This is a genomic window from Gammaproteobacteria bacterium (assembly GCA_016716465.1).
Taxonomy (GTDB): Bacteria; Pseudomonadota; Gammaproteobacteria; order SZUA-140; family SZUA-140; genus JADJWH01.
Genome location: JADJWH010000001.1, coordinates 1,346,440 through 1,366,824 on the forward strand (window position 1 = coordinate 1,346,440; position 20,385 = coordinate 1,366,824).

Genomic DNA, 20,385 nt, shown 5'->3' on the forward strand with positions numbered 1-20,385 from the left:
ACGAAAATTATCGTTTAGTTTCAATCAAATAATGTAGCCTAAGGCAGACTCAAAATCCGGTGGTTTCACGACCGTGAGAGTTCGAGTCTCTCTCCCGGCACCACACGCACCACGAAACATCCGGCGAAAAATGCCGAGAAACTATATCACAACTGCCGTTCCATCCCGCCCCGCGGCCTCGCCGCGGCGCCGCGCCCTTGGCTATCCTTCGGACTCAGGATTCAGGCACGCCGCCCGATACACTGTAACGTCAGCGGCGTTCTCACCCCCCGGCGGCGGCTGATTTTTCCACTCATCGATCCAACCTCGGAAGGTGCGACAGGCAATGACAGGCACACGCTTTTCCCTCGAAGTCCGTCCGGTGATCCCGGGACGTCTCGGCAGGCTTGATGAACTCGCGAACGACCTGCTCTACAGCTGGGACAGCCAGGTCCGCAGCCTGTTCGTCCGTCTCGACCCGGAACTGTGGGAGCGCTGCGGGCACAATCCCAAGGTATTCCTGCGGCGCATCTCGCAGCATGTGCTGGAGACCGCGGCGGCCGACACCGTCTACCTGCAGGACTATGACCGCATCCTCGCGGCCTATGACTCCTACCTGAAACATCGCAACGCGGACCGGCGCGGGCTCAATATATTTGACCCCGATACCGACCTGGTCGCCTATTTCTGCGCCGAGTTCGGGCTGCACGAAAGCTTCCCGATCTACTCCGGCGGCCTCGGCATCCTGGCGGGAGACCATTGCAAGGCGGCGAGCGATCTCGGCATTCCCTTCGTCGCGGTCGGCCTGCTGTACCGGGAAGGCTATTTTCACCAGACCATCGATGGCAACGGCAACCAGGTCGCACACTATTTCAACACCAGCCCCGAAGTCCTGCCGATCACCCCGGCGCGCGACGGCCAGGGCCAGGACGTGCACGTGCGGGTGGAAATGCCCGGCCGCAACGTCGAACTGAAGGTATGGAAGGCGAAGGCGGGTCACATCACGCTGTACTTCCTCGACAGCGACCTGCCGACGAACAACGATCACGACCGCCGGATCACCTACCAACTCTACGGCGGCGACATCAACACACGCATTCAGCAGGAGATCGTGCTCGGCATCGGCGGCGTACGCGCACTGCGCGCGGTGGGCCTGTCGCCCACCGCCTGGCACATCAACGAAGGTCATGCGGCGTTCCAGATCCTGGAGCGCTGCCGTGAACAGATGCAGCAAGGCCTGAACTTCGAGGCGGCGCTGGAACTGGTGGCCTCCGGAACCGTATTCACCACCCATACCCCGGTGCCGGCCGGCCACGATATTTTCCATCATGACCTGATCCTGCCCTATTTCGAGCGCTACATCCGCGAGACGCGCATCGGCGAAAAGAAATTCCTCGCCCTCGGCGCGTATCCGACCAACGACAAGGGCTTCAACATGACGGCGCTCGCCCTGCGCGGTTCACGCTTCCAGAATGGCGTCAGCCGCATCCACGGCGACGTGGCGTCGCAGATGGAAGGGTATATCTGGCCGCAGATTCCGCCGGCGGAGAACCCGATCGGCTACGTCACCAACGGCGTGCATGTGCCGACCTTCCTGGCGCAGGAGTGGGTCAACCTGTTCGACATGCATCTCGGCCCGGGCTGGCGTAACGAGCTGCTCAACGAGGAATTCTGGTCGGTGATCGACGACATCCCCGACCACAGCTTCTGGAGCATCCGTCAGACCCTGAAGTCGAAGCTCTACCAGGACATCTACCGGCGCGTCTCCCATCAGCAGCGGCGCAACGGCACCAGTCCGACGCAGGTTGAACGCCAGACGCGCTACCTCACACTGCCCGATACGGACATCCTCACGGTCGGCTTCGCGCGCCGCTTCGCGACCTACAAGCGCGCCACGCTGCTGTTTTCGGATCCGGCGCGGCTCGCGCGACTGGTCAACGACCCCGAGCGACCCGTCGTGTTCATCTTCGCCGGCAAGGCGCACCCGCTCGATGTACCGGGGCAGCGCCTGCTGCAGGTGATCCACGAGTTCTCGCACCGGCCTGAATTCGAGGGGCGCATCCTGCTCGTCGAAGGCTATGACCTCGCGCTCGCGCGCAAGCTCGTCACCGGCGTCGACGTCTGGCTCAACAATCCGGCCTACCCGATGGAGGCCAGCGGCACCTCGGGTGAAAAGGCCGGCATCAACGGCGTCATCAACCTCAGCGTACTCGACGGCTGGTGGGGCGAAGGCTATGACGGCGCGAACGGCTGGGCGATCACGCCGCACGGACAGCATTTCGACGAGGCCTTCCGCAACCGGGAAGAGGCGAATGAATTGTTCGACCTGATCGAAACCCAGGTGATACCCCTGTACTACAGCCGCAAGACCCAGGGATACTCGCGCTCCTGGGTCAGCAAGGCCAAGGCGTCGATGAAATCGCTGATCCCGCGCTTCAATGCCCAACGCATGGTGATGGATTACGCCGAGAAGCTCTACGGCCGCGCGATACGCCAGCGCGCGGCGCTGGGCGAAAACGGCGGCGAACCCGCGCGCCGGCTCGCCGAATGGAAGCAGATCGTCGCACAGGCCTGGCCCGGTGTGTCGATCCGCCGCGTGGACGATGGGCGCAATACCCTGCTGGCGGGCGAAGAACTGAAGATCCAGGTCGCGGCGCGCCTCAACGGGCTGAAGGTGGAGGACGTCTATCTGGAATGCCTGGTCGGCACCGAACCCGAACCGGGTGATTTCAGCAATCACAGCGTCTACCGCTTCCATGCGGACGGCCCGGGTGAGCACGGCGAGACCATATTCACGCTCGAACTGCACCCCCCGCTGCCCGGCCTGCAGCACTACAAGATCCGCATGTACCCCTACCACAAGCTGTTGAGCCGCCGCTTCGAGGCCGGCTACATGCTCTGGCTGTAAGCCGGCCCGCCGGCGCCTCAGCCGCCGGCGGGCGGGGTGCGGCCGTAAAGGCCGCCCATGTGGCGCAGGCGCGTGGCGAGATCCGGGGCGACCTGCCCCCAGTCGAAACGCCAGCGCCAGTTGTGCTCCGTCGTCCCCGGGGTATTCATGCGGCAGGTCGTCCCCAGACCGAGCGCGTCCTGCAGCGGAATCACCGCCGTATCGGCGACCGAGGCCAGCGCGGCGCGGATCAGCGGCCACGGCATCGGTTCCTCCGGCTTGCCGAGGTATTCATGCACCCGCGCACGCGCGGTCGCGTCCAGCGCCTCGTGCCAGCCCAGGCTGGTATCGTTGTCGTGCGTCCCGGTGTAAACGACGCTGTTGCGGTTATGGTTGTGGGGCAGATAGGGGTTGTCGCTGCCGCCGTCGAAGGCAAACTGCAGGATGCGCATGCCCGGCAGACCATACTGCTCGCGCAGCGCATGCACCGGCGGGGTGATGAGGCCGAGATCCTCCGCCACGAACGGCAGCGTGCCGAAGCGCTTCAGCACCGCGTCGAAGAAGCGGCCGCCCGGGCCTTCGACCCAGCGCCCGCCCATGGCCGTCGGGTGGTCGGCCGGGATCTCCCAGTAGGCCTCGAAGCCGCGGAAATGGTCGATACGGACCAGGTCGAACATCTTCATCTGGCGCTCGATGCGCTGTAACCACCAGGAGAAGCCGCTCTCCTCCATCAGTTTCCAGCGGTAATGGGGATTGCCCCAGCGCTGGCCGGTCGCGGAAAAATAGTCCGGCGGCACGCCGGCCACCACCGTCGGCCGGCCGGCGTCATCCAGCTCGAACAGTGACCGGTTCACCCATACGTCGACGCTGTCATGCGCGACGAAGATGGGCATGTCGCCGATGATCGATATTCCGCGACGATTGGCCGCTGCGCGTACTTCGCTCCACTGGCGATGGAACACGAACTGCTCGAAGCAGGCGCGTTCGACGGCGGCGCGATGCTTGCGCCGCGCCTTGTCCAGCGCGGGGGCCTCGCGGTCGCGCAGGGCGGCGGGCCAGCGCGCCCAGTCGTGGCCGCCATGATGTGCCCGCAGCGCCTGGAACAGGGCGTAATCCGCCAGCCAGTCCTGCTCCGCCGCCATGAAGGCATCGAACGCGGCCCGGTCCTCGGCGGAGGCCCGTGCCTGGAAGCCGGACCGGGCCTCGGCAAGTGTCGCGGCGCGATCCGCGTCGCGCGTCGCGGCATCGCCGGGCTCGAGCCAACCGTACTGCACCAGACGGTCGAAACAGATCAGGCGCGGATTTCCCGCGTGCACCGACAGACACTGGTAGGGTGAGCCGTTGTCATGGGTGGGGCCGAGTGGCAGCATCTGCCACACGGCCTGTCCCGCCGCGACGAGAAAATCGATGAAACGGAAGGACTCGTCACCGAGGGTACCGGAGCCGTACGGTCCCGGCAATGAGGTCGGATGCAGGAGGATGCCTGCCTGACGCCTGTTGAGTGCTGATGCGGCCGGCGGCGCCACTTCAGTGCGCTTCGGAACCGCGCCGCATCACACCCCCGAGCTGCGGCTGGCCGCCGCCCGTGCTGATACTCTGCGTCAGGATCGCCGGCGGCTCCACCCCCAGCAGGCGGTAGAGGTTGCCGAGATGCAGTCGGTACAGGCGCTCGAAATCGCTGACCGAATCGGCGGGATTGTAGTCGCCGAACCACCAGCACCAGTCGGATCCCTCGCAGGCCGCCAGTTGACGGATGATGCGCTCACGCTCCTCATCCCGCAGCGTGTCGCCGGCCAGGACCTCGTCGCATTTGCGCTTGGCCTCGCACAACAGCTCCCAGCCACGGTTCTTGTCCGGATTGCCCATCCAGGTGGAGAAGGTCCCGTAGACCCAACTGCCGGCGATGATCGACGGCAGGCGGCAGAATTCCATGTCTCCGGAAAGACTGTCGGAAAACGTGGTCAGCTCGAGGGCGGGGTGCTCGGCCAGGCGGTGGTAGAGCGCGGTCAGGAAATGATATCCGTTTTCGGGATAGGCCTCCCAGGCATTCTCCCCGTCCAGGATGATCGAGACGACATGATTCGGGTCGCCGTCGCATTCCTGCGCGATATTCTCCAGGTGATGGACCAGGTTGGCGACGGCATCATCGGCGTGCCAGCCCTGATAGGTGAAGCCGATCAGGTCGGACAGGCCGTCATCGCGGAAAAAACAGGCGGGCTTGGCCGCATCGATGCGATAGACGCGGTGCAGATTCTTGCTGGCGCAGGGATCATGAATGGCGACATTGCGCGCGATGCTGTTGCGCAGGACGCTTTCACCCGTGGCCGTCCACCTGAAACCGTGGTCGCCGAGCAGCCGGACCGTCGCCGTGCTGAGCCCGCCCTCGGCCGGCCAGCAGCCCTGCGGGGCGAAGCCGAAATGACGCTCGAAGGTGGCGACGCCTTCCTTGAGATGCCAGTGCGCGCGTTCCAGGCCGCCGGGATATCCCCCCGCCGCCGGCAACGGCATCTCCGGCACCGCCTCGCGCGCGCTGGCGAAGTCCAGCAGCAGCGGTATCATCGGATGGGCGTACGGCGTCATGGAAAGTTCGGCCTGCCCGCTTTCCGCGAGGCGGCGATAGCGCGGAACGACGGCCGCGACCAGCTCACCGATCACCTCGAACAGCTGCAGCCGGTCTTCCGGCGTGAAAAAGCGCGCCTTCTCGATCAGCCGCTGCACGCGTTTGTCTCCGCGCCGCACGGTCTCGCCCATCCACGCCAGGTGATACCAGGTCAGGATATCCGCGAGATACTGGTCGCCCAGATAACTCAGGCTCTCGGTGTCATCCTTCATCATCACGGCAAGGTCGACCAGGCGCCGGTACATCGGGAAACGGTTGATCAGCCGCTGTTCGTTCGCGCGCAGGCAGGCGCGCACGAGGGGCGCGCGCCGCTCGGCCTCCCGCGGGAAGGTCTCGCTGACCAGCGCCGCCAGCAGCGGGTCGCGCAACGGCCGGCGCTCGGCGAGATAGGCGCGGATCTGCGCGGCGTAGTCCTCCAGTTGATCGAGCAGGATCGGCACGAAGTTGATCACCGCCCGGGCGCCCGGCGTCTGCTCCAGGATCGCGGCCATGTCGGTGTAGTCCTTCATGGCATGGAGATAGGTCCACGGCAACTGGTAGTCGCCGGTGGAATAGTCACGATATTCCGGTTGGTGCATGTGCCAGCACAGCACCACCTTCAGCCGACCGCTAGTGGGCACGATGATAATCCTGCCCCAGCATCTCCGGCGTCACGACAACCACGCCCTTCTCGCTGACATAAAACCGCTTCTGATCCTGGACGGGATCTTCGCCGATGATCGTCCCCGCCGGGATCCGACAGCCCTTGTCGACCACCACCTTGTTCAGCCTGCAGCCCTCGCCGACCTCGACATCCGGCAAGACGACACAATCCTGGATGACGCTGTACGAATCGACGCGCACGTTGGAGAACAGCAGGGAATGCCGCACCTGGGCGCCGGACACGATGCAGCCGCCGGACACCATAGAATCGACGGCCATGCCGCGGCGGCCCTCGTCGTCGAAGATGAACTTGGCCGGCGGAAGCTGGGCCTGGTAGGTCCAGATCGGCCAGTCCTCGTCATACATGTTGAGCTCCGGCGTCACGCCGATCAGCTCCATATTGGCCTCCCAGAAGGCGTCGACCGTCCCCACGTCGCGCCAGTACGCCTGGTCGCCGGTGACCGGATCCTTGAAGGGGTAGGCGTGCACGCGGTATTTCCTGATCGCGGACGGAATGATGTCCTTGCCGAAGTCGTGGCTCGATGAGGAGATATCGGCATCCTTCACCAGTTGCTCGAACAGGAACAGGGTGTTGAAGACGTAGATTCCCATCGAGGCGAGCGCCATGTCCTTGTTACCCGGCAGCGGCTGCGGCGACGCGGGCTTCTCCTGAAAATCCTTCACTATCCAGTTTTCGTCGACGGACATCACGCCGAAGGCGCGCGCGCGCTCGATCGGGGTCTCGATACAGGCGATGGTCATGTCGGCCTTCGCCTCGACATGCGCCGCCAGCATCGGGCCGTAGTCCATCTTGTAGATGTGATCGCCGGCGAGGATCAGCACGTAGGAAACGTCGTAGTTGCGGATGATATCGAGATTCTGGAACACCGCATCCGCAGTGCCGGTGTACCACGAAGTGGCAATGCGCTGCTGCGCCGGCACCACCTCGATGAACTCGCCGAGCTCGCCGCGCAGGAAATTCCAGCCCTGCTGAATATGCCGTATCAGCGAGTGCGACTTGTACTGGGTCAGCACCGCGATGCGGCGGATATCGGAGTTCACACAGTTGGACAGGGGGAAGTCGATGATCCTGAACTTGCCGCCGAACGGCACCGCCGGCTTGGCACGCCACTGTGTCAGATGCTTCAGGCGCGACCCGCGCCCTCCCGCGAGGATGAGGGCGATGGTGTCGCGGGTAAGCCGGCTGACGAAGCGGGTGATGTTTCCATGTTTGTCCGTGCGTTTCATCGCTGCTTTTTCTTTCATTGTGGCCGAAGACCTTTCGCGTGACCCTGCAAACAGGGCATTATGCTATCATTATTGACCTTATCGAGGCGAGTCGAAAACACGCGGAGGACGACGCTTGTTCACGCCCACATACCAGCATAAAGCCAGCAAATGAAAAATCAGCCCGCCGCTTCCGTCCCCGAGGATATCCAGCGGATCCTGTCCGCTCGCCATCACGATCCATTCTCGTTTCTCGGCAAGCACCGGGACGGCGACACCGAGGTGGTGCGCGCATATGTTCCCGGCGCGGTCCGCGTCAGCATCGCCGAAGGGGACCTGCCTCTGGAGCGCCTCCACGGCACCGACCTGTTCGAGTGGCGCGGCCGCCCGGGAACGGTGCCGGATCGATATCGCCTCACCTGGACCAGCGGCGGCGCGGCACACACCGCCTACGATCCCTACTGTTTCGCCCCGCTGCTCTCCGATTACGACCTCTACCTGTTCGGAGAAGGAAATCATCAGCACGCCTACCGCTTCCTGGGCGCGCATCCGCACAACGTCGCGGGCATCCATGGCACCCTGTTCGCCGTCTGGGCGCCCAATGCCGGGCGGGTCAGCGTGGTCGGCGACTTCAATACCTGGGACGGGCGCCGCAATCCGATGCGCAGCCGCGGCGGCAGCGGGATCTGGGAGCTGTTCATCCCCGGAATCGCGCCCGGCACCTTGTATAAATTCGAACTCCGCCACCGCGACAGTGGCGGCATCCACCTCAAATCAGACCCTTACGGTCAACAATTCGAGCTCCGCCCCTATACCGCCTCGATCGTGGCCGACGCCGAGCCGTACCCCTGGCAGGACCAGGGCTGGATCGAGCGACGCCGGGGCATGGACTGGCTCCATGCCCCGGTCACGATCTTCGAGGTGCACCTCGGATCCTGGCGCCGCGGCCCGCGCGGCACGTTCCTCAGTTACCGCGAGCTGGCCCAGAGCCTGGTGCCTTACGTGCTCGAAATGGGGTTCACCCATATCGAATTGCTGCCGATCACCGAGCATCCCTTCGATGCCTCCTGGGGCTACCAGACCACCGGCTATTACGCGCCGACCAGCCGCTACGGGACACCCGAAGACTTCCGCTACTTCGTCGATCATTGCCACCGGCACGGCATCGGCGTCATTCTGGACTGGGCGCCGGGACACTTCCCCAAGGACGCCCACGGCCTGGCCCGCTTCGACGGCAGCGCGCTCTACGAGCACGAGGACCCGCGCCGCGGCGAGCATCGCGACTGGGGCACGCTGATCTTCAACTATGGCCGCAACGAGGTGCGCAACTTCCTCGTCTCGAGCGCGCTGTACTGGCTCGAGGAGTTCCACATCGACGGACTGCGCGTCGACGCCGTGGCTTCCATGCTGTATCTCGACTACTCACGCGAGCCCGGCGACTGGACGCCGAACGTCCACGGCGGCAACGAAAACCTCGAGGCCATCGATTTCCTGCGCCGGCTCAACCAGCTCACCCACGAACTGCATCCCGGCACGCTGATGCTCGCCGAGGAGAGCACCGCATGGCCGATGGTGTCGCGTCCGACCTGGCTCGGCGGCCTCGGCTTCAGCATGAAGTGGAACATGGGCTGGATGAACGACACTCTGTCCTACATGAGCAAGGACCCGGTGTACCGCAAGTACCAGCACGACATGCTGACCTTCAGCCAGCTCTACGCCTTCACCGAGAACTTCGTGCTGCCGTTCTCGCATGACGAAGTCGTGCATGGCAAGCAATCCCTGCTCAACAAGATGCCCGGTGACGAATGGCAGCGCTTCGCCAATCTGCGCCTGCTGTACGTCTACATGTACACGCATCCCGGCAAGAAACTGCTGTTCATGGGCTGCGAATTCGGCCAGGGACGCGAGTGGGACGACAGTGTCGAGCTCGACTGGTACGTGCTCGATTACGCCTATCACCAGGGCATGCAGAAACTGGTGCGCGATCTCAACCGGCTGTACCGGGAATCGGAGGCCCTGCACCAGTTCGATTTCGAAGGACGCGGCTTCGACTGGATCGACTGTCACGACTCGTCGCAGTCCGTGCTGACCTATCTGCGCCAGGGTGAACGCGACGCGCTGATCGTAGCCCTCAACTTCACCCCGGTGCTGCGGCGGGACTATCGCATCGGCGTACCCCACCCCGGCGTCTACCGCGAGATCCTCAACTCGGATTCCGAGTTCTACGCCGGCAGCAACCAGGGCAACGGCAGCGGTCTTCACGCGGAAGCGATCCCCTGGATGGGACGCCCGTATTCGATCGCCATCACCCTGCCGCCGCTGGCCGGCGTGGTGCTCAGGCCGGAAGCCGGCTGAAGTCGCGGCTCAGACCCCGATCCGCGCGGCCGCGTAGAACAACGCCCACAGTATCAGCGGATAGGCCCACTGCGCGGGCGGTGGAGCGCCCGCGCCGGACAACTGGACGCTGCCGCAGGTCACCGCCTCAGCCTCGCGCACCACGTGCTGCATCACCCCCGAGGCGAAGCGGCCGGCCGAGCGCAGATCCGGCCGCCCGCCCGGCGCCGCGGCCATCCGTTCCGTCACGATGCGCCGCACCGGATCCAGCGCGTCGATCACCAGCACCATGCGCACCGCGACCCGCTCCCGCGAGACCCCGAACAGGGCGAGCGGCCGTGTCAGCCCGTACACCGCCAGCAGCATCTGCTCGCGCGCCGTGGTTCGCAGCAGCAGGTTCGCTCCGGCAACGATCGCCGCCAGCAGCGCGGCGCGCAGCAGCCCTTCCATCAGGCCCTCGCGGCTCGGCCACATCGCCGCGAATCGCCCGCCCTCCGCGCCGAACAGCGGGTTCCCCGGCGTGAACCACCCATACACGATCAGCAACGACAACAGAAACCAGCGCAGGCGGGACAGCATGCGTACGGCGGGCGACAAATGACGGGGAGACGTGGCCACATACGCGGCGATGAGCAGCAGGGCGCCGCACAGGAGGTCCATCCCGTTGCCGAAGGCGAGGCAGACGGAGAAGACCAGGAAGCAGACTACGCGTATCAGCGGATGCACGGGCGACTCACGACCGGATCGCGTCCGCCCCGGCGGGGCGGGACCTGACGCGGGCATTGTACAACGGGGAGTGGACTGCGGGGAGCAACACCGGGCGCCGTGAGCGCCCGGTCAGCCAATCTGGCGCATCAGGTCGTTCGCCTCGCGCTGCTGGTCCTGTGAACCTTCCTGCGCCACCTCGCTCAGGATGTTGCGCGCGCTTTCCTGGTCGCCCATGTCGATATAGGCCTTGGCGAGATCCAGCTTGGTGCCGACCTCGTCTTCGCCCGAAATCAGGCTGCTGAAATCGTCGCCCTCGGCGTCATCGAGCGAACCGAATTCCTCATCGCCGCCCGTCAGCCAGTCGAGATCCCGGTCCAGCCCCGCGACGCTCGTCCCGGCGCCGGTCGACGCATCCGCCGCATCTTCCTGCGGCAGGCCCGGGGCGCCCTGGCCAACCCCGGCCCTGGACCCGAAGTTGATCACGTTGCTCGCATTGCCGAAAGATCCGGCGTGCTGCGGCGCTGAATCCGCAGGGGTTTCTTCCCCGGCCGGATCGTTCAAACCGTCCTGCGCCGTCTCGGCCACGACGGCATCGTCGAGGGAAAGGTCCATGTCCATCAGCGGGGAGGCCTCATCGGCATGGCCGGCCGCCTGGGCCTCGTCGTCAGCGCCCGCCAGCTTGTCCAGCTCGGTCGCGATATCCGCGTCGAGTTCGAGCACGGGCAGCTCATTGCCCAGATCATCGCCACCCAGATCCGGGCCGGCACTCTCGGTCGCGTGCGCGGCACCCGCCGTCATGGCCGCGGCGGCGACGGTCGTCGCGGCACCGCCGAACAGAACGTGATCCGGGGCGATGCGCCGGCCCATCACGACGACCTTGTCCCACAGGGTGGAGTCTCCGGAACCGAGCATCGTCCTGAACGACTCCGCCTGGACAATGAAGGCGCCCTTGTTGCCGCTTGCCGCCTGCACTTCGAGCAGCTTCAGGACGAGGTCCTTACGGTTGGAATCGCCCTTGATGGCTTCCTTCAGCAATTCTTCCGCCTTGTCGAAGCGGCGGTAGGCGAGATATACATCAGCCTCGGCCAGCACGTCGATCTCATCATCGTCGGCCTGCATCAGATCGAGCCCGGTGTCTTCCGCCTCCGCGGTCTCCGCAGCCGGTGTATCCTGTTGCGGCGCCGCCGGCGCCACGGCAGGTTGCGGTGTCACGGCCGCCCAGGCCGGCGGGCTGATGTCGTCACGCGCCTCGCTCGCCGCATCCGCCGCGGCGAGTTCTTCCAGCAGCGCCGCGCTGCGGCGGCGCCGGCGCATGATCAGCCACGCCATCACGAGCACGGCCAGTGCGGCCACACCGCCCATGGTCAGGATATTGGGGTCATCCAGCAGGCCGCCGCCGGCGCTCTGCCTGGCCGGGGCCTCGGGTTTGCGCGCCGGCTTCGCGGCCGCGACATCTGCGGGCTTGCCGCCCTCCGTCGCATCCTTGGCGGACGCCGGCGCCGGCTCGGCTTCCGCGGCGGGCGCGCCGGCGCCGGCCTGCAGGGCCGCCAGGGTATCGTCCTGCAACGTCGTCAGCCGCTGCATCGCATCGATCTGTTCCTGCAGTGTCGCCAGGCGTTCGCGCAGTTCGGTATTCTCCTGGCGCGAGGCCTCGGAGGTTTCCAGCGCGGCCGCGAGTTCGTTCTTCAGGCGGGCAACCTCGGTCTGCGGCGAGGAATTACCCTCACCTTCTCCGGCCACGCCCTCCAGCGCCATGCCGGTCGCCGTCGCTTCGGGCACGCTGAGACGCAGGCGCGGTCCGGCATCGCCGCCGCCGGCGCCCGCGACATCACCCGGTCCCGCCTCGGGCATCCCCTGCGGCGTGGCGCCCGCCATGCCGGCGCGGGACTGCTTCGAATCCATCCACTGTTCGTTCTGTCGCCGTACCTCGGCCGCGGCGGCGGCGCGGGACATCGCCGTCAACAACCCGGGGTCGCTCACCCGCAGGATGTAGCCCGCCTTGAGCTCGTTGATGTTCTCGTTGTAGAACGCGTCGGGGTTGTTCTTGAGCAGGGCCATCATGACCTGCTCCACCGTCGCATCGGGATCGGCCTGCTGCATCTGGCTTGCGATCGACCACAGGGTATCGCTGCGCTGCACCGGGCCGAAGGTCAGGATCCCGGCGCCGGACATCGGCTGTCCGGCGGGAGATTCGGGGGCGGAAACGGGTTCGTCGAACACGACGGGGGCGGGCGCGGATACGACGGCCTCCTCCCCCGCGACCGCGGACTGAACCGGCAGCGGCTCCTCGTCCACCACCACCGGGGGATCGAGCAGCAGGGTGTATTCACGCAGCAGGTGCCCGCTCGGCCAGTCGATTTCGACCAGGAAATCCAGGAACGGCTCCTTGATCGGATCCGTGGAGCTCACTCTGATATAAGGCGCGCCGCCGTCTTCCGCCACCACCTCGAACTTGAGGCTGACGAGCGCCAGGGAACGGTCGAGGCCGGCGCTTTCGAAGGCCGCGGGCGAGGCCAGGGCGACGGTGATCTCCTCGCCGCGGGTCTGGCCCAGCGCCGTCAGATCGATCTTGGCGTCAAGGGGCTGATTCAGGGCCGAATGCAGCGTGATGTCGCCCAGGCCCAGCGGGGTAGCGCCCAGCGGCATCAACAGGGAAAGTACGACCAGCAACCTGGTGAATCTGTGCAACATCCCGTCTCCGTCAGATTGTCCGCGTAATGTCTTTTTCATACGTCGTTACGTCCACTGTAGTTGCATGCAAATGCCCTGCCAGGAAACCCAGGGGCTGGGCGCGCCGCCGGCACCGTCAGCCGGCAATACCGGTCTTAATGCAGATAATCCCGCAGCAGAATCTCGGCCACCTGAACACTGTTCAAGGCCGCCCCCTTGCGCACATTGTCCGCGACGATCCACAGGTTCAGGCCACGCGGGTGGGAGATATCCTCGCGGATACGGCCCACGAACACCGGGTCGTTGCCCGCCGCCTCGGTCACCGCGGTCGGGTATCCCCCGGGCTCGCGTCGGTCCAGGACCGTGACCCCGGGCGCGCGCTCCAGCAGTTCCCGGGCCTTTTCGACCGTGATCTTCTTCCGGGTCTCGATGTGCACGGCCTCGGAGTGTCCGAAAAATACCGGAACCCTGACTGTGGTCGGGTTCACAAGGATAGCGTCATCTTCCAGGATTTTTTTAGTCTCCCAGACCATTTTCATCTCTTCCTTGGTATAGCCGTTGTCCAGGAACACGTCAATCTGGGGGATGACGTTGAACGCGATCTGCTTCGGATAGACCGCAGGCGTGATCGGTTTGGCATTCAGCAGGTTCGCCGTCTGCCCCGCCAGTTCCTCGATGGCCTTGCGCCCGGTGCCCGATACCGCCTGATAGGTGCAGACATTGATGCGCTCGATGCCGACCGCGTCATGGATCGGCTTGAGCGCCACAACCATCTGAATTGTCGAGCAATTCGGGTTCGCGATGATATTGTGACCGGGATAGCGGGCGATCGCGTGCGGATTCACCTCCGGCACCACCAGCGGGATATCGTCGTCATAGCGGAACTGCGAGGTATTGTCGATCACGATGCAGCCGGCCGCCCCGGCGCGCGGCGCGTGGACCTTGGACACGCTGGCGCCGGCCGAGAACAGGCCGATCTGCGCGCGCGAAAAATCGAAGGTCTCGAGGTCGCCGACCGGGATCGACTTGCCGCGGAACTCGACACGCTTGCCGACCGAACGGCTGCTGGCCAGCGGAAACAGCTCCGCAACGGGGAAATCGCGCTGCTCGAGGATCGAGATCATGGTCTCGCCCACCGCACCGGTCGCCCCCACCACCGCCACATTCACCTTCTTGCCCATAGTGTCTCGATCCTTTCGCTCAATACGTATCGTTATATTTTTTGGGTTTCATCCCAGCGCCGCGGTAATCGCCACGCCCATCTCCTCGGTCCCCACGCGGCGCATATCCGGGGTATGGATATCCGCCGTGCGCGCGCCCTGGTCGAGCACGGCGGAAACCGCCCGCTCGACGCGTTCCGCCAGCTGCGGCGCGCCCAGGGAGTACTTCAGCATCATCGCCACCGACAGGATGGTGCCGATCGGGTTGGCGATTCCCTTGCCGGCGATGTCCGGCGCCGAGCCGTGAATCGGTTCGTACATGCCCTGGCCGGTGGCGTTCAGCGAGGCGGACGGCAGCATCCCGATCGAACCGGTCAGCATCGAGGCGCAGTCCGACAGGATGTCGCCGAACATGTTCGTCGTCACCATGACGTCGAACTGCTTCGGCGCCCGCACCAGCTGCATCGCGGCGTTGTCGACGTACATATGACTCAGGGCGACATCCGGGTAGTCGCGCTGCAGCTGCGTCATCACCTCGCGCCACAGCTCAGTGCTCTCCAGCACGTTGGCCTTGTCGACCGAGCACAGGCGCTTGCCACGTTTCCGCGCGGTCTCGAAGGCCACGCGCCCGATGCGCTCGATCTCGGATTCGCTGTACACGAGAGTGTTGAAACCCAGGCGTTCGCCGTTTGAAAGCCGGCGGATGCCGCGCGGCTGGCCGAAATAGATGCCGCCGGTCAGCTCGCGCACGATCATGATGTCGAGCCCGCTGACCACTTCCGGCTTCAGCGTGGAGGCGCCGGCGAGCTGCGAATGCAGCACGGCGGGACGCAGGTTGGCGAACAACCCGAGGCCGGACCGCAGGCCGAGCAGGCCCTTCTCCGGTCGCAGCGCGATGTCGAGCGACTCCCACTTCGGCCCGCCCACCGCGCCGAGCAATACCGCGTCCGCCGCGTGCGCGCGCTTCAGGGTTTCATCGGTCAGCGGACGCCCGTGCGCCTCATAGGCGGCGCCGCCGACCAGGTCGTGTTCGATCTCGATGTCGAGGCCGAAGTCGCGTTGCAGCCGCGCGAGCACCTTGAGCGCCTGCGCGATGATCTCGGGGCCGATGCCGTCGCCCGGCAATACCAGTAACTTCTTGCTCATCTGTCTCGATCCTTTACGTGCCGGCGGGCGTCACGAACAACCAGGGCGCCGTCCGCCGGCGGCGCTCCTCGTAGGCGGCGATCTCGTCGCGGTGCTCCAGCGTGAGCCCGATCTCGTCGAGCCCGTTCAGCAGACAGTGCTTGCGGAACGGGTCGATCGCGAAACCGTGGCGGTCCCCCGCCGGGGTGGTGATCTCCTGCGCGGCGAGATCGACGGCGAGGGCGTAGCCCGGATGCGCCTCCACCGCCGTGAACAGGTCGTCGACGACATGCGCCGGCAAGGCTGCCGGCAGCACGCCGTTCTTGAAGCAGTTGTTATAGAAGATGTCGGCGAAGCTGGGCGCGATGACGACGCGGAAGCCAAAGTCCGCCAGCGCCCACACCGCGTGCTCGCGCGAGGAGCCGCAGCCGAAGTTGTCGCGCGCGAGCAGGACGGTCGCGCCGCGGTAGCGCGACTGATTGAGCACGAAGTCCGGATTGACGATGCGCTTCGACATATCCATCCCCGGCTCACCGTGATCGAGGTAGCGCCACTCGTCGAACAGGTTGGGCCCGAATCCGCTGCGCTTGATCGACTTGAGGAACTGCTTGGGGATGATCGCATCCGTATCGACGTTGACGCGGTCGAGCGGCGCCACGATCCCGGTCAGCTTGTCGAGTTTTTCCATCACTGCCCTCGTTCAGTCACGCGCGCGGACACGAAGACGCGCGCCGCGCACGCGTCAGGCACCGTGATGCTGTACGGTCCCGGCCTCATTTGTCCGCCGCGCCCTCGATCTTTTCGCCGGCCTTGGAGATGTCGCGGCCCAGACCCTTCATGGTTTCGCAACCGGCCACCCCCAGCACCATCAACGCCACCAGACCCAGCGCCAACCAATGTTTCATGTTCATGCTCCCTGAGATCAGATTTCCCGTACATCGATGAAATGCCCGGCGATGGCCGCGGCGGCGGCCATCGCCGGACTGACCAGATGGGTGCGGCCGCCCGGACCCTGGCGCCCCTCGAAATTGCGGTTCGAGGTCGAGGCGCAGCGTTCTCCCGGCTCGAGCCGGTCGGCGTTCATCGCCAGGCACATCGAACAGCCCGGCTCGCGCCACTCGAAGCCCGCCGCCGTGAAGATCCGGTCGAGCCCCTCCTCCTCGGCCTGCCGCTTGACCAGCCCGGAGCCCGGCACCACCATCGCCAGCCTGACGTTGGCCGCGACGTGCCGCCCGCGCACCACCGCGGCGGCCGCGCGCAGGTCCTCGATGCGCGAATTGGTGCAGGATCCGATGAAGATCTTGTCGACCCGGATGTCGCGGATCGGCATGCCCGGCGTCAAGCCCATGTATTCCAGCGCGCGCTCCGCGCCGCGGCGCTTCACCGGATCGGAAAATTCCTCCAGCCGCGGGACGCGGCCATCCACCGTGGTCACCATCTCGGGCGAGGTGCCCCAGGTCACCAGCGGCTGTATCGTCGCGGCGTCGATTTCCACCACGGCGTCGAACGTCGCGTCGGGATCGCTCTGCAGGCCGCGCCAGGCGGCGACGGCGCGCTCCCACTGCTCGCCCGCGGGCGCGAAGGGCCGGCCGCGCAGGTATTCGATGGTGGTCTCGTCCACCGCGACCATGCCGGCGCGCGCGCCGGCCTCGATGGTCATATTGCACAGCGTCATGCGCCCTTCCATCGACAGCGCACGCACCGCCGCGCCGGCGTACTCGATCACGTAGCCGGTGCCGCCGGCGGTGCCGATGCGCCCGATCACCGCAAGCGCGATGTCCTTGGCCGTGATGCCGGGCCCGCAACGGCCCTCGATGCGGATCTGCATGGTGCGGGACTTCTTCTGGACCAGGCACTGAGTCGCCAGCACGTGCTCGACCTCGGAGGTACCGATGCCGAAGGCGAGCGCGCCGAAGGCGCCATGGGTCGAAGTATGCGAGTCGCCGCACACCACCGTCATGCCCGGCAATGTGGCGCCTTCCTCTGGTCCGATCACATGCACGATGCCCTGGCGCGGGTCATTCATCCGGAACTCGATAATGTCGAACTCGCGGCAGTTGCTGTCCAGGGTCTCCACCTGCTCGCGCGACACCGGGTCACTGATACCCCGGGCGCGGTCGGTGGTTGGCACGTTGTGGTCGGGCACCGCGAGCACGCTGGAGACGCGCCACGGCTGGCGGCCGGCCAGGCGCAGACCCTCGAAGGCCTGCGGCGAGGTCACCTCGTGCACCAGGTGGCGGTCGATATACAGCAGGCAGGTGCCGTCGCCGTTGTCGCGCACCACGTGATCGTCCCACAGTTTGTCGTACAGGGTCTTAGCCATCTTCGCACCCGCCGCCCGCCGGACCGAATCCGGCGCGATCGCTTGTCAGTCGACTATCTTAACGTATTTCAACGGCCTGACACATCAACGCGGCGCGAACGCGGGCACCGTGCTATGATGCCGGGCTCACGGCCGACACCGATCCGAGACCACGCCATGCACCCGACCACGACCGGCAAGATCGCCGCCCGCGCACGGAGCCCGCGGCCGTGACGGCGCGCCTGCTGGACGGCAAGGCGATCGCCGCCGAGCTGCGCGACCGGATCCGACGCCGCGTCGCCGAGCGCGGGACCCAGGGCCTGCGCCCGCCCGGGCTCGCGGTCATCCTGATCGGCGACAATCCGGCCTCGCAGGTGTACGTCGCGAGCAAACGCAAGGCCTGCGAGGAACTGGGCATCCTGTCCCGCTCCTATGACCTCCCCGCGACCATCACCCAGCAGAAACTGCTTGAGCTGATTGATGATTTGAACCGGGATGCGACCATCGACGGCATCCTGGTCCAACTGCCGCTGCCGCCGCACATCGACTCCGAGACCGTCATCGAGCGCATCCGTCCGGACAAGGACGTGGACGGCTTCCACCCGTACAACATCGGCCGCCTGGCCGTGCGCCTGCCGCTGCTGCGCCCCTGCACGCCGCGCGGCATCATGACCCTGCTGGAGCACACCGGGATCCCGCTGCACGGGCTCGACGCCGTGGTGGTCGGCGCCTCGAACATCGTCGGCCGCCCGATGTCGCTCGAACTGCTGCTGGGCGGCTGCACCGCCACCACCTGTCACCGCTTCACGCGCGACCTCGCCGCCCAGGTGCGGCGCGCCGAACTGCTGGTCGTCGCGGTCGGGAAGCCGGGGCTGGTCAAGGGGGAATGGATCCGTCCGGGCGCCATCGTCATCGACGTCGGCATGAACCGCGACGCGCAGGGCAGGCTGGTGGGCGACGTCGAATTCGCGGCGGCGGCCGAGCGCGCCGCGTGGATCACCCCGGTGCCGGGCGGCGTTGGCCCGATGACCGTGGCGACGCTGATGGAGAATACCTTGTGGGCGGCGGAGAATTTACACAGGGCTCAGGGCTGAGGACCAAGGACGGAGTCAAACCTATCCCCGGATTCCGCTGCGCCCATCCAGGCTACAACTGAATTATTTTCTGCGCCACGTCGTTCCCTGTGGACCATCTTCCAGGATCACTCCAAGGGCATCCAACTCTTTGCGAACGCGATCGGCCTCGGCCCAGTCCTTGCGGCTGCGCGCCTCGATTCGCTGTGTAACAAGTTCGTTTATCTTGGCATCTCCAGTCTGTATCTTAACTTCAGGAGGATATGTCGTTATGGATAACTTCGCCGCTTCAACGCCGACGGATACCCCAGCGCCACTCTTGAGATAATCTTCAGGCTTCTGCTGCTGCAATCCAAGCCCAGTTCCAAGCCGAATCAGTACCCCGCCCAGCGCATTCGCGTGTGCGCTGTTGCCTGCCGCCTTGGCGCGATTGATTTCGGTCCGCAGCTCGTTCAAGACGGCCAGCGCTTCCGGTGTATTGAAATCGTCGTCCATGGCTGCTTCGAAACGGGCGACGTATCCCTCTCCTTCACCGGTCGTATCGCTCGGGATAAGGCCACGCAATGCCAGATAGAAGCCATCCAGCGCCGCGCGCGCGTTGTCGAGGTTCTGATCCGAGTAATTCAGCGGGCTGCGATAGTGGCTGCTGACGATGAAGAATCGCACGACCTCCGGCTTGTAGCGTTTCAGCACCTCGCGCACGGTGAAGAAGTTGCCGAGCGACTTCGACATCTTCTGCTCGTCGATCTGCACGAAGCCGTTGTGCATCCAGACGTTGACGAACGGATGGCCGGTGGCGGCCTCGCTCTGGGCGATCTCGTTCTCGTGGTGGGGGAACATCAGGTCCATGCCGCCGCCGTGGATGTCGAAGTGGTCGCCGAGGCAGCGGGTGGACATCGCCGAGCATTCGATGTGCCAGCCGGGACGGCCCGGCCCCCACGGCGACTCCCAGCTGGGCTCGCCCGGCTTCGCGGCCTTCCACAGCACGAAGTCGAGCGGATCGTCCTTGGCCTCGCCGATGGCGACGCGCTCGCCGGCGCGCAGGTCCTCCAGCTTCTTGCCCGACAGCCGGCCGTAACTCGTGAATTTGCTGACGTCGTAATAGACATCGCCGTTGGCGGCCGCGTAGGCGTAGCCCTTCTCCACCAGCACGCCGATCATCGCCTTGATGTCGTCGATCGAGGTCGTCGCGCGCGGCTGCTGGTCGGGCGGGAGTACGCCGAGCGCCGCGGCGTCCTCGTTCATCGCCTGGATGAAGAAATCGGTCAGCTGCCCGATGGACTCGCCGCGCTCGGTCGCGCGCCTGATGATCTTGTCGTCGATGTCGGTGATGTTGCGCACATAGGTGACGTCGTAGCCGCGGCTGCGCAGGTAGCGCGCCACCACGTCGAACACCACCATCACGCGGGCGTGCCCGATGTGGCAATAGTCGTACACCGTCATGCCGCACACGTACATGCGGACAACACCGGGCTTGATCGGCCGGAAGGGCTCCTTCCGCCGCGTCAAACTGTTGTAGATCTGGAGCATCGTCGCCTGTCCGTTCCGCCGCAGGATGCGCGCAAGCTGGCATGGTAGCCGAAACCGGCGCCGGGTGCCAAAACTGCACCCGGTCTGCTAGAATGCGTGGCTCACGGACCCTTGCAAAAGCCCTGCGC

At 65.6% G+C, this 20,385-nt stretch carries 14 protein-coding genes; 3 read left to right on the forward strand and 11 right to left on the reverse strand.

Annotated elements, in window-relative coordinates; genetic code table 11:
* Nucleotides 1–325 precede the first annotated feature (325 nt).
* The gene (glgP, locus tag IPM20_06485) at nucleotides 326–2,887 is read left to right on the forward strand and encodes an alpha-glucan family phosphorylase (protein ID MBK9131271.1); all 2,562 of its coding nucleotides are present in this window, start codon (nucleotides 326–328) and stop codon (nucleotides 2,885–2,887) included.
* A 17-nt stretch (nucleotides 2,888–2,904) separates the two neighbouring features.
* On the opposite strand, the gene malQ is transcribed toward glgP, so the two are convergent.
* The 3 genes from malQ to glgC are packed head-to-tail and all read right to left on the reverse strand — an operon-like array spanning nucleotide 2,905 to nucleotide 7,376.
* Nucleotides 2,905–4,392 carry a 4-alpha-glucanotransferase gene (malQ, locus tag IPM20_06490; GenBank protein ID MBK9131272.1) on the reverse strand — a complete coding sequence of 496 codons (1,488 nt, stop codon included), beginning with the start codon at nucleotides 4,390–4,392 and terminating at the stop codon, nucleotides 2,905–2,907.
* A gap of 1 nt (nucleotide 4,393) precedes the next feature.
* Entirely contained in the window at nucleotides 4,394–6,064 is a 1,671-nt protein-coding gene (locus IPM20_06495; protein MBK9131273.1) for a glycoside hydrolase, read from the reverse strand.
* A gap of 31 nt (nucleotides 6,065–6,095) precedes the next feature.
* The gene (gene glgC, locus IPM20_06500; protein ID MBK9131274.1) at nucleotides 6,096–7,376 is read right to left on the reverse strand and encodes a glucose-1-phosphate adenylyltransferase; all 1,281 of its coding nucleotides are present in this window, start codon (nucleotides 7,374–7,376) and stop codon (nucleotides 6,096–6,098) included.
* Between the two features lie 150 nt (nucleotides 7,377–7,526).
* On the opposite strand from glgC, the gene glgB reads away from it, so the two are divergent.
* Complete coding sequence (gene glgB / locus IPM20_06505) at nucleotides 7,527–9,710, forward strand: 1,4-alpha-glucan branching protein GlgB (protein ID MBK9131275.1); 2,184 nt, start codon at nucleotides 7,527–7,529, stop codon at nucleotides 9,708–9,710.
* Nucleotides 9,711–9,719: 9 nt separating this feature from the next.
* Here glgB and IPM20_06510 read toward each other — a convergent pair whose 3' ends face one another.
* The 7 genes from IPM20_06510 to leuC all read right to left on the reverse strand — a co-directional run bounded on the left by IPM20_06510 (nucleotide 9,720) and on the right by leuC (nucleotide 17,675).
* Nucleotides 9,720–10,415: a hypothetical protein gene (locus IPM20_06510; protein ID MBK9131276.1), complete on the reverse strand. Its 696-nt coding sequence runs from the start codon at nucleotides 10,413–10,415 to the stop codon at nucleotides 9,720–9,722.
* 111 nt (nucleotides 10,416–10,526) lie between these two features.
* Nucleotides 10,527–13,088 (reverse strand): hypothetical protein, encoded by a 2,562-nt coding sequence (locus IPM20_06515; GenBank protein ID MBK9131277.1) that lies wholly within the window; start codon nucleotides 13,086–13,088, stop codon nucleotides 10,527–10,529.
* A gap of 134 nt (nucleotides 13,089–13,222) precedes the next feature.
* On the reverse strand, nucleotides 13,223–14,248 hold the full coding sequence (locus tag IPM20_06520) for an aspartate-semialdehyde dehydrogenase (GenBank protein MBK9131278.1): 1,026 nt from the start codon (nucleotides 14,246–14,248) through the stop codon (nucleotides 13,223–13,225).
* Between the two features lie 48 nt (nucleotides 14,249–14,296).
* Nucleotides 14,297–15,373 (reverse strand): 3-isopropylmalate dehydrogenase, encoded by a 1,077-nt coding sequence (gene leuB / locus IPM20_06525; protein MBK9131279.1) that lies wholly within the window; start codon nucleotides 15,371–15,373, stop codon nucleotides 14,297–14,299.
* Between the two features lie 13 nt (nucleotides 15,374–15,386).
* Nucleotides 15,387–16,040 carry a 3-isopropylmalate dehydratase small subunit gene (leuD, locus tag IPM20_06530; GenBank protein MBK9131280.1) on the reverse strand — a complete coding sequence of 218 codons (654 nt, stop codon included), beginning with the start codon at nucleotides 16,038–16,040 and terminating at the stop codon, nucleotides 15,387–15,389.
* A gap of 85 nt (nucleotides 16,041–16,125) precedes the next feature.
* Nucleotides 16,126–16,257, reverse strand: a complete 132-nt coding sequence (locus IPM20_06535) for an entericidin A/B family lipoprotein (GenBank protein MBK9131281.1) — start codon at nucleotides 16,255–16,257, stop codon at nucleotides 16,126–16,128.
* Between the two features lie 17 nt (nucleotides 16,258–16,274).
* Entirely contained in the window at nucleotides 16,275–17,675 is a 1,401-nt protein-coding gene (gene leuC / locus IPM20_06540; protein MBK9131282.1) for a 3-isopropylmalate dehydratase large subunit, read from the reverse strand.
* Between the two features lie 209 nt (nucleotides 17,676–17,884).
* On the opposite strand from leuC, the gene folD reads away from it, so the two are divergent.
* Nucleotides 17,885–18,748 carry a bifunctional methylenetetrahydrofolate dehydrogenase/methenyltetrahydrofolate cyclohydrolase FolD gene (gene folD / locus IPM20_06545; protein MBK9131283.1) on the forward strand — a complete coding sequence of 288 codons (864 nt, stop codon included), beginning with the start codon at nucleotides 17,885–17,887 and terminating at the stop codon, nucleotides 18,746–18,748.
* 63 nt (nucleotides 18,749–18,811) lie between these two features.
* Here folD and IPM20_06550 read toward each other — a convergent pair whose 3' ends face one another.
* A complete protein-coding gene (locus tag IPM20_06550; GenBank protein ID MBK9131284.1) occupies nucleotides 18,812–20,257 on the reverse strand; it encodes a cysteine--tRNA ligase in 1,446 nt (481 codons plus the stop codon).
* Between the last annotated feature and the right edge of the window lie 128 nt (nucleotides 20,258–20,385).

What these genes read in the sequence shown, in the direction of transcription:
- leuD (MBK9131280.1), bottom strand. Translation starts at nt 16,040, where the DNA reads ATGGAAAAACTCGACAAGCTGACCGGGATCGTGGCGCCGCTCGACCGC.
- IPM20_06520 (MBK9131278.1), bottom strand. Translation starts at nt 14,248, where the DNA reads ATGGGCAAGAAGGTGAATGTGGCGGTGGTGGGGGCGACCGGTGCGGTG.
- IPM20_06515 (MBK9131277.1), bottom strand. Translation starts at nt 13,088, where the DNA reads ATGTTGCACAGATTCACCAGGTTGCTGGTCGTACTTTCCCTGTTGATG.
- IPM20_06535 (MBK9131281.1), bottom strand. Translation starts at nt 16,257, where the DNA reads ATGAAACATTGGTTGGCGCTGGGTCTGGTGGCGTTGATGGTGCTGGGG.
- leuC (MBK9131282.1), bottom strand. Translation starts at nt 17,675, where the DNA reads ATGGCTAAGACCCTGTACGACAAACTGTGGGACGATCACGTGGTGCGC.
- leuB (MBK9131279.1), bottom strand. Translation starts at nt 15,373, where the DNA reads ATGAGCAAGAAGTTACTGGTATTGCCGGGCGACGGCATCGGCCCCGAG.
- glgP (MBK9131271.1), top strand. Translation starts at nt 326, where the DNA reads ATGACAGGCACACGCTTTTCCCTCGAAGTCCGTCCGGTGATCCCGGGA.
- IPM20_06550 (MBK9131284.1), bottom strand. Translation starts at nt 20,257, where the DNA reads ATGCTCCAGATCTACAACAGTTTGACGCGGCGGAAGGAGCCCTTCCGG.
- glgB (MBK9131275.1), top strand. Translation starts at nt 7,527, where the DNA reads ATGAAAAATCAGCCCGCCGCTTCCGTCCCCGAGGATATCCAGCGGATC.
- IPM20_06495 (MBK9131273.1), bottom strand. Translation starts at nt 6,064, where the DNA reads ATGCACCAACCGGAATATCGTGACTATTCCACCGGCGACTACCAGTTG.
- glgC (MBK9131274.1), bottom strand. Translation starts at nt 7,376, where the DNA reads ATGAAACGCACGGACAAACATGGAAACATCACCCGCTTCGTCAGCCGG.